We start from the raw sequence: 8,662 nt of genomic DNA, 5'->3' as shown, positions 1-8,662 counted from the left end.
GGGGGAAGCGGGCGCGGCGATATCGGCGATCAATTCCTGTTCGGGGACGCGGCGCGGGCGCGGATCGAACGCCAGCGGCAGCGTCGGCGCCGCCTCCGGCGTCATGTCGAGCAGTGCCTGCACGTCGACCGCATCGGCGCTGGGCAGCGGCACCAGCTTGGGACTGCCGCTGCGCGCCTGCGTTTCCACCGCGCCGATGCGCACGGTGATCGGCCGGCGCGACACCGCGGGGCCGAGCGCCAGGAAGGTGCCGCGCGCCAGGTCGCGGATCACGTCCGCCTGTCGCCGCTCCATGCCGAGCAGGTCGGCAGCGCGCGCCATGTCGATGTCGAGGAAGGTGCGCCCCATCAGGAAGTTCGACGCCTCCGCCGCGACGTTCTTCGCGAGCTTCGCCAGCCGCTGGGTCGCGATGACGCCGGCAAGGCCGCGCTTGCGCCCGCGGCACATCAGGTTGGTCATCGCCGACAGCGACGCGCGGCGCACCTCCTCCGCCACTTCTCCGCCGGTGGTGGGGGCGAACAATTGCGCTTCGTCCACCACCACCAGCGCGGGATACCAATGTTCGCGCGGCGCATCGAACAGCGCGTTGAGGAAGCCGGCGGCGCAGCGCATCTGCCCTTCCGCCTCCAGCCCCTCAAGGCTCAGCACCACGCTGGCGCGATGTTCGCGCAGCCGCGCGGCGATGCGCGCGATCTCGCGCTCGGCATAATCCGCGCCCTCGATCACGACATGGCCGTAGCGGTCGGACAACGTGACGAAATCGCCCTCCGGGTCGATCACCACCTGCTGTACCTGCCCGGCGGAGCGTTCGAGAAGGCGGCGCAGCAGGTGCGACTTGCCGGACCCGGAATTGCCCTGGACGAGCAGACGGGTGGCGAGCAGTTCTTCGAGATCCATCGTCACGGGCGCGCCCGACGTATCGGTGCCCATGTCCACGCTGACTGTCATTGTGCCGCCGCCTTTGCCTGATCGGGGGGAGTCGGGGCAAGCGCGGTTTTGGGTTCGCGCCCCCCGGCTATGGCATCCCGCGCCGCCGCGCGATAAAGCCCCCCGATTCCCCGGTAGAGGCAGTCATGGCAGGCCATTCGAAATTCAAGAACATCATGCACCGCAAGGGCGCGCAGGATAAGAAGCGTTCGAGCATGTTTTCCAAGCTGTCGCGCGAAATCACCGTCGCGGCCAAGATGGGCCTGCCCGATCCCGACATGAACCCGCGCCTGCGCGCCGCGATCGCCGCGGCCAAGGCGCAGTCGATGCCCAAGGACAATATCCAGCGGTCGATCGACAAGGCATCGCGCGGCGACGGCGAGAATTACGAGGAGATCCGCTACGAGGGGTTCGGCCCCGGCGGCGTGTCGCTGATCATCGAGGCGCTGACCGACAACCGCAACCGCACCGCCACCAACGTGCGCACCGCGGTGTCGAAGAACGGCGGCAACCTCGGTGCGTCCGGTTCGGTCAGCCACGGGTTCGACCGCATGGGCCTCATCACCTATCCGGCGAGCGCGGGCGATGCCGAGAAGGTGTTCGAGGCGGCGCTGGAAGCGGGCGCCGAGGACGTCACCTCCAGCGAGGACGGCCACGAGATCTGGACCGAACAGGGCGCGCTGCACGAAGTCGCCAAGGCGCTGGAACCGGTGCTGGGCGAAGCCGAGGGTGCGAAGCTGGCGTGGCGCCCGCAGACGATGGTCGAGGTGGCGGAGGACGACGCCTCGACGCTGTTCAAGCTGATCGACGCGCTGGACGACGACGACGACGTTCAGACGGTGTGGGGCAATTACGAAGTGTCCGACGCCGTCATGGAGAAGTTGGGGTGATGGCAAAGCTGGGGTGAGGCGACGAAAGCCCCTCCCCTTCGGGGGAGGGGTTGAGGCGGGAGGCCCCATGCGGCGTCGCGACAGGCGGGAAGGTCGCGTGGTTTGTTCGCGCGGAGACGCGGAGGCGCAGAGAGGTCGTTCATGCCGCGACGCGGCTTTTTTACCGGCAGGACAGGGCGCAGACGGTGCGCTGACGCGCGAGACGCGCTGCGAACGGATGCCCTCTGCGTCTCTGCGCCGCTGCGCGAACACTCCTTCTTCCCGACGCCGCCGCAACGTCGCGTGCTATCCTCATGATCATCCTCGGCCTCGATCCCGGGCTTGGCACCACCGGCTGGGGCGTGATCCGCGCCGAGGGCAACCGGCTGAGCCATGTCGCCAACGGACAGATCCGCACCGATCCGTCCGCCGCGCTGCCGCGGCGGCTGGCGAACCTCTATGCCGCGCTGGTCGACGTGATCCGTGCCGAACGGCCCGATGGCGCGGCGGTGGAGGAGGTGCTGGGCAACACCAATGCGCAGTCGACGCTGAAGCTGGGGCAGGCGCGCGGGGTCGTCCTGCTGGCTTCGGCGTCGGCGGGGCTGGCGGTCGGCGAATATCATCCCTCGACCGTCAAGAAGGCGGTGGTCGGCACGGGCGGCGCGGAGAAGCGGCAGATCCAGGCGATGATGGCGGTGCTGCTGCCGGGCGCGAAGCTGGCCGGGCCGGACGCGGCGGATGCGCTCGCGGTCGCGATCTGCCATGCGCATCACGTGGCGAGCGCGCAGGGCATGATGCGGCGGGTGAGGACGGACATATGATCGCGCATCTGAAGGGCCGGCTCGAGTCGACCGGGATCGACCATGCGGTGATCGACGTCGGCGGCGTCGGCTATCTGGTCGGCGCGTCGAGCCGCACGCTGGCGGCGATCGGCCCGGTGGGGGAGGCGGCGACGCTGTTCACCGAGATGCTGGTGGGCGAGGATTTCATCCGGCTGGTCGGCTTCGCCAGCGCGGGCGAGCGCGACTGGTTCCGGCTGCTGACCGGCGTGCAGGGCGTCGGCGCGCGGGTGGCGCTGGCGATCCTGTCGGCGCTGGAGCCGAACGACCTGGCGCGCGCGGTGATGGCGCAGGACAAGGCGACCGTCGCGCGCGCCAACGGCGTCGGCCCCAAGCTGGCCGAACGGATCGTGCGCGAGCTGAAGGACAAGGTCGGCGGGGTCGCGATCGGCCCCGCAGCGGCGGCGCAGGTGGTGCCGGCCGGCGCGGGGGCGGATGCGGTGTCGGCGCTGCTCAACCTGGGGTTCCGCGCGCCCGAGGCGGCGGCGGCGGTGGCGGCGGCGGAAGAAGAGCTGGGCGCGGGCGCCACGCTGGACGCGCTGGTGCGCCTCGCGCTGCGCAAGGCGGCGAAGTGATCGCGGTGAGGCAGGGGCTTTGATCGCGCCGCGCCGCACGCTACGGAACGAACCGTGACCGACGACGACGATCCCGACCGGCTGATAACGCCCGCCCGCCGCCCGGAGGACGTGGATGCGGCGCTGCGCCCGCGGCATCTGGACGAATTCGTCGGGCAGAAGGCGGCGCGCGAGAATCTGCGCGTGTTCATCCAGGCGGCGCGCGCGCGCGGCGATGCGCTGGACCATGTGCTGTTCTTCGGGCCGCCGGGGCTGGGCAAGACCACGCTGGCGCAGATCGTCGCACGTGAGATGGGCGTCGGTTTCCGCGCCACGTCCGGCCCGGTGATCGCCAAGTCGGGCGATCTGGCGGCGCTGCTGACCAATCTGGAGGACGGCGACGTCCTGTTCATCGACGAGATCCACCGGTTGCAGCCTGCGGTCGAGGAGGTGCTGTACCCCGCGATGGAGGATCGCGCGCTGGACCTGATGATCGGCGAGGGGCCGTCGGCACGCAGCGTGCGCATCGATTTGCCGCGCTTCACATTGGTGGGCGCGACGACGCGGCAGGGGCTGCTGACGACGCCGCTGCGCGACCGCTTCGGCATCCCGATCCGGCTGCAATTCTACACCGTCGACGAACTGGAGCGGGTGGTGACGCGCGCCGCCGGGCTGCTGGACATGGGCATCGCGCGCGACGGCGCGACCGAGATCGCGCGCCGCTCGCGCGGCACCCCGCGGATCGCCGGGCGGCTGCTGCGCCGGGTGCGCGACTTCGCGGCGGTGGCGGGCGCCGCGGTGGTGGATGCGACGATCGCCGACCGCGCGCTCGACCGGCTGGAGGTCGACCGGCTGGGGCTGGACGCGATGGACCGCCGCTACCTGACGATGATCGCCGATATCTATCGCGGCGGGCCGGTGGGGGTGGAGACGCTGGCCGCCGGCCTGTCCGAACCGCGCGACACCATCGAGGAAGTGATCGAGCCGTATCTGATCCAGCTGGGGCTGGTCGCGCGCACCGCGCGCGGGCGCGTGCTGAACGCGGGCGGGTGGAAGCACCTGGGGCTGAACCCGCCGGCGGGATCGCAGGACGGACTGTTCGATACGGTCGACGAAGGGTGAACCCTTGCCCCGCCGGCGCGGTTTGATCCGCATCACTGGCGGGAGAGAGACATGCGCGTGATGACGGGACTGGGTGCCGTGGCGGCGTCGGTGTTGCTGGCGACGGGCGGCGCGGCGGCCGCGCAGGCGGTGCACGAGGGCGCGGGCGCCGAGATGCCGATGACCTGCGAGGATGGCGAGGCGCATATCACCGGGGCGAGCAACCGCATCGCCGTGCAGGGGCCGTGCCGCCTGCTGGTGATCGAGGGCGCGAGCAACATCGTCACCGTCGACCTGACCGCCGATGCCGCGATCCGCGTGCGCGGGGCGGGCAACCGCGTGACGTGGCGCGCGCCGGGCAATGCGCGCCCGCGGATCAGCAGCGCCGGGGCGGGCAATGTGATCCGGCGGATGCGGTAGCGCGGGAGACGATGCTCCGTGCCCGGGCGTTCCCGACGCCGTTGACCCGTTCGGACCGGTGGACCTCGCGAGACGGGACGTTCTTTCCGCCCGACGAGAGTTGCAATATATCGACCGAAGTGACGAAGTAATCTCAGTTTCTTCACGGAGATTTCATCGCCGCGCATGAAATATCGGTAAGGTTTGCCGCGGATATTCTTGTTCGCGCGCAGCCATGATATCGGCTTCACGTCTACGATGAGGTGATGTCGATGCGCATTGTATGTTCGATCGCTGCCGTGGTTTCGATCGCGATCGCCGCGCAGGGTGCGCTGGCGCAGACCTATATCGTCCAGCGCGTGCCATCGGCGCCGCCGCAGGGTGTCCAGGCGATCAGGCTGTCCAAGGAGACGATGGCGGGGCAGAAGATCCGCTTGTGGTCGGCGGTGCTGCTCAATCCCGATTGCACGCCGTCGGGCACGATCACGTCGAGCGTGATCGATTCGCCGCGGCACGGGCAGCTCGACATCGTCGATGCGCCGACCTTCCCCAATTACCTGCCGCCCAATCCGCGCGTCGCGTGCGACCGCAAGGCGGTGCCAGGCAAGCAGGTGTTCTACACCCCCGCCGCGGATTTCCACGGCCGCGACCGGATGGTCTTCCAGAATGCGACGTCGGACGGCTATGTCCGCCGCTTCACCGTCGACGTCCGTGTCGAGTGAGCGGCGGGCGTCAGCGCGGATGGCGGGCGTAGCGCGCGGCAAATTCCTGGTCGGACATCATCAGGTAGCGGATCGTGTCGATCAACGCCCACGGCCCGGTCAGGATCAGGCCGAGCATCGAGAGGCTGAGCAGCAGCATGGCCACACCCGATCCGTTGCGGCCCAGATAGAAGCGATGGATACCCAAGGTGCCGAGGAAGAAGGCGAGCACCGCCGCGACATATTTGTTGCGATCGCCGACCGGCAGCGCGGGGGGCGCCGGCGCGACCGCCGGTGCCGGGACGGCCGGCAGCGGGAAGACGTTGAGCGCGCGGGTGTCGCTGGTTTCGAAATCCACCGTCTGGCCGATCGCGGGTTCGCCGGCGGGCGCCCAATCCTCCGGCAGGAAGGTGTAGCGGCGCCCGTCGTCGCCGGCCAGCAGGCCGTGCCCGGTCCGAACATCCACCCCCAGAACCTGCCCGCGCATTCCCGTCCCTTCCCGCCTTTCGTCTGCCGCGCCATGTTGGCATCGCCGCCGCGGAACGCAACGCGGCGCCGCGGTGAAAATGCTGCGTGGCACCCAAGCCCCGCGTCTGTTAGCCGTGGACCATGCCCGTGTCAGCCGCCCGTTCCGCCCGTGAAATCCTGGTCAACCTGCACGACGTGATGGCCGCGCGATCGAACGCGCAGGCCAAGCTGAATTCCGTGGTGGAGATCATCGGCGAGGCGCTGGATAGCGAGGTGTGCTCGATCTACCTGCTGCGCGAGGGCGTGCTGGAACTGTACGCCACGCGCGGGCTGGACCCGCAGGCGGTGCACGTCACCAAGCTGGCGCTGGGCGAGGGGCTGGTCGGCACGATCGCGGCGAACGGCGAGGTGCTGAACCTGGACGAAGCCGCCAGCCACCCCGATTTCGCGTACAAGCCGGAGACGGGCGAGGACCGGTTCCACAGCTTCGCCGGCGTCCCGATCATCCGGCGCGAGCGCGCGGTGGGGGTGCTGGCGGTGCAGCACGCCGACCCGCGCCGATACGAGGATGTCGAGATCGAGGCGTTGCAGACGGTGGCGATGGTGCTGTCCGAACTGATCGCCAATGCCGGGCTGATCGACCAGGGCGGGCCGAAGGACCGGCCGCAGTCGACCGCGCCGACGCGGATCGCCGGGCAGAAGCTGGTCGACGGCATGGCCGCGGGATGTGCGGTGTTCCACCAGCCGCGCATCCACATCGAACATACCGTCGCGGAGGATACCGAGGCGGAGCGCCACCGCGTCTATGCCGCGTTCGACAAGATGCGCGAACAGATCGACCGCATCGCGCGGGAAGCGGAATTCGGCGTCGGCGACGAACATCAGGAGGTGATCGCCACCTACAAGATGTTCGCTTACGACGAAGGCTGGGCGCGGCGAATCAACGAGGCGATCGACAGCGGGCTGACCGCCGAGGCGGCGATCGAGCGCGTCCAGCAGCGCACGCGCCAGCGGATGCGCGAGATCGACGACCCGCTGCTGGCCGACCGGATGCACGATCTAGAGGATCTGTCCAACCGGCTGCTGCGCATCGTCAGCGGCCAGATGGGCACCGCGGCGCAGCTTGGCCTGCGCCAGGACACGATCCTGATCGCGCGCAACCTGGGGCCGGCGGAGCTGCTGGAATATGACCGCCGCCGGTTGAAGGGCGTGGTGCTGGAGGAAGGGTCGCTGACCGCGCACGTGACGATCGTGGCGCGTGCGATGGGAGTGCCGGTGCTGGGCCGGGTGCGCGACGTGCGCCGGCTGATCGCGGAAGGCGACCTGTTGCTGCTGGACGTGACGGAGGGGACGCTGACGGTGCGCCCTTCCGCCGCGATGGAGGAGGCATTCGACGCCAAGCTGGCCGCGCGGCAGAAGCGCAAGGCCGCCTATGCCGCGCTGCGCGATGTCGCGCCGGAGACGAAGGACGGCCATCGCGTGACGGTGATGGTGAATGCCGGGCTGCGCGACGACGTCGCCGCGCTGGACGTCACCGGCGCGGACGGGATCGGGCTGTTCCGCACCGAATTCCAGTTCCTGGTGTCGGCCACGCTGCCGCAGCGCGAGCGCCAGCAGCGCTTGTACCGCGAAGTGCTGGACGCTGCGGGGCCGCGGCCGGTGATCTTCCGCACCGTCGACATCGGCGGGGACAAGGCGTTGCCGTACCTGACCAGCGTCGATGCCGACGAGGAGAATCCGGCGATGGGCTGGCGCGCGCTGCGGCTGGCGCTGGAGCGCGACGGATTGATGAAGGCGCAGGCGCGCGCGCTGCTGGAGGCGGCGGCGGGGCGCACGCTGAACGTGATGTTCCCGATGGTGTCGGAGGCGTGGGAGTTCGACCAGGCGCGCGACCTGTTCGAGGCGCAGCGCGTGTTCCTGTCCGGGCGCGGTAAGCGGATGCCGCTGGAGATCCGCTATGGCGCGATGCTGGAAGTACCGGCGCTCGCCTATCAGCTCGACCTGCTGCTGCCCAAGGTCGATTTCCTGTCGATCGGCACCAACGACCTGACGCAGTTCCTGTTCGCCGCCGATCGCGCCAATCCGAAGCTGGCGGAACGCTACGACTGGCTGTCTCCGTCGATCCTGCGGTTCCTGAAGGCGGTGGCGGAGCCGGCGCGCGCGGCGGGCGTGCCGCTGGGCGTGTGCGGCGAGATGGGCGGGCGCCCGCTGGAGGCGATGGCGCTGATCGGGCTGGGGATCGACCGGCTGTCGATCACCCCGGCGGCGGTGGGACCGATCAAGGCGATGATCCGTTCGCTGGACCACACCCCGCTGGTCGGCTTCGTCGGCGAATTGCTGGCGCATCCGCCCGCCGACATGCGCGGCGCGCTGGCCGGCTGGGCGGCGGCGCAGGGTGTCGAGCTGGCCTGACGGTGAAGCTGCGCCCGCGCGAAAGCGGGTGACCGGGGCGGCTTTGCGACAAAGCGAGCCGGGGCGCACGACGGGGATCGGTTGACACCCAAGGGACGCTTTGGGAGACGAACGCTTTCTCCGCGAGCAAACGGGGATGGCGCGGGGGTCGGAGACGATAATGAGCGATGGTGAGCATCCCGCACAGGCGGCAGCGGCGCCGGGCACGATCGGTGCCCGGCTGCGCGCCGCGCGCGAGGCGCAGGGCTTGTCGGTGGCGGAAGTCGCCGCCCGCACCCGCGTGACGCAGCGGTTCCTGGAAGCGCTGGAGAACGACCGGCTCGATCTGTTGCCGTCGCCCACCTATGCCTCCGGCTTCGCGCGCGCTTATGCCCGCGCGGTCGGGCTGGACC

The 8,662-nt window shown here is 69.9% G+C and carries 10 protein-coding genes; 8 read left to right on the top strand and 2 right to left on the bottom strand.

The window, feature by feature from the left end; genetic code table 11:
- Window positions 1-948 (bottom strand): ATP-binding protein (locus AX685_RS03960; RefSeq protein ID WP_156445655.1); only part of this gene is annotated, 948 nt, incomplete at its 3' end.
- A 125-nt stretch (window positions 949-1,073) separates the two neighbouring features.
- Here AX685_RS03960 and AX685_RS03955 point away from each other — a divergent pair.
- The 6 genes from AX685_RS03955 to AX685_RS03930 all read left to right on the top strand — a co-directional run bounded on the left by AX685_RS03955 (window position 1,074) and on the right by AX685_RS03930 (window position 5,411).
- Window positions 1,074-1,817, top strand: a complete 744-nt coding sequence (locus AX685_RS03955) for a YebC/PmpR family DNA-binding transcriptional regulator (RefSeq protein ID WP_066485659.1) — start codon at window positions 1,074-1,076, stop codon at window positions 1,815-1,817.
- Window positions 1,818-2,110: 293 nt separating this feature from the next.
- Window positions 2,111-2,617 carry a crossover junction endodeoxyribonuclease RuvC gene (gene ruvC / locus AX685_RS03950; protein ID WP_066485657.1) on the top strand — a complete coding sequence of 169 codons (507 nt, stop codon included), beginning with the start codon at window positions 2,111-2,113 and terminating at the stop codon, window positions 2,615-2,617.
- Complete coding sequence (gene ruvA, locus AX685_RS03945; RefSeq protein WP_066485655.1) at window positions 2,614-3,210, top strand: Holliday junction branch migration protein RuvA; 597 nt, start codon at window positions 2,614-2,616, stop codon at window positions 3,208-3,210. The genes ruvC and ruvA overlap by 4 nt, the downstream gene beginning before the upstream one ends.
- Before the next feature lie 54 nt (window positions 3,211-3,264).
- Window positions 3,265-4,311 (top strand): Holliday junction branch migration DNA helicase RuvB, encoded by a 1,047-nt coding sequence (gene ruvB / locus AX685_RS03940; protein ID WP_066485653.1) that lies wholly within the window; start codon window positions 3,265-3,267, stop codon window positions 4,309-4,311.
- Between the two features lie 51 nt (window positions 4,312-4,362).
- Complete coding sequence (locus AX685_RS03935; RefSeq protein WP_066485649.1) at window positions 4,363-4,710, top strand: DUF3060 domain-containing protein; 348 nt, start codon at window positions 4,363-4,365, stop codon at window positions 4,708-4,710.
- Window positions 4,711-4,955: 245 nt separating this feature from the next.
- Window positions 4,956-5,411, top strand: coding sequence for a hypothetical protein (locus AX685_RS03930; RefSeq protein ID WP_066485646.1), 456 nt, complete (start codon window positions 4,956-4,958; stop codon window positions 5,409-5,411).
- Between the two features lie 10 nt (window positions 5,412-5,421).
- Here the strand turns inward: AX685_RS03930 and AX685_RS03925 are convergent, their stop codons facing one another.
- Window positions 5,422-5,877, bottom strand: a complete 456-nt coding sequence (locus AX685_RS03925; RefSeq protein WP_066485645.1) for a TM2 domain-containing protein — start codon at window positions 5,875-5,877, stop codon at window positions 5,422-5,424.
- A 122-nt stretch (window positions 5,878-5,999) separates the two neighbouring features.
- On the opposite strand from AX685_RS03925, the gene ptsP reads away from it, so the two are divergent.
- Window positions 6,000-8,270 carry a phosphoenolpyruvate--protein phosphotransferase gene (gene ptsP, locus AX685_RS03920; protein ID WP_066485643.1) on the top strand — a complete coding sequence of 757 codons (2,271 nt, stop codon included), beginning with the start codon at window positions 6,000-6,002 and terminating at the stop codon, window positions 8,268-8,270.
- A 160-nt stretch (window positions 8,271-8,430) separates the two neighbouring features.
- The coding region (locus AX685_RS03915; protein WP_156445654.1) for a helix-turn-helix domain-containing protein at window positions 8,431-8,662 on the top strand (232 nt) is incomplete at its 3' end.

The sequence above is a fragment of the Sphingomonas sp. CCH9-F2 genome, assembly GCF_001556735.1.
Taxonomy (GTDB): Bacteria; Pseudomonadota; Alphaproteobacteria; order Sphingomonadales; family Sphingomonadaceae; genus Sphingomonas; species Sphingomonas ginsenosidimutans.
The sequence above is the reverse complement of the archived record's forward strand: the minus strand, read 5'-3'. Positions and strand labels throughout refer to the sequence as shown.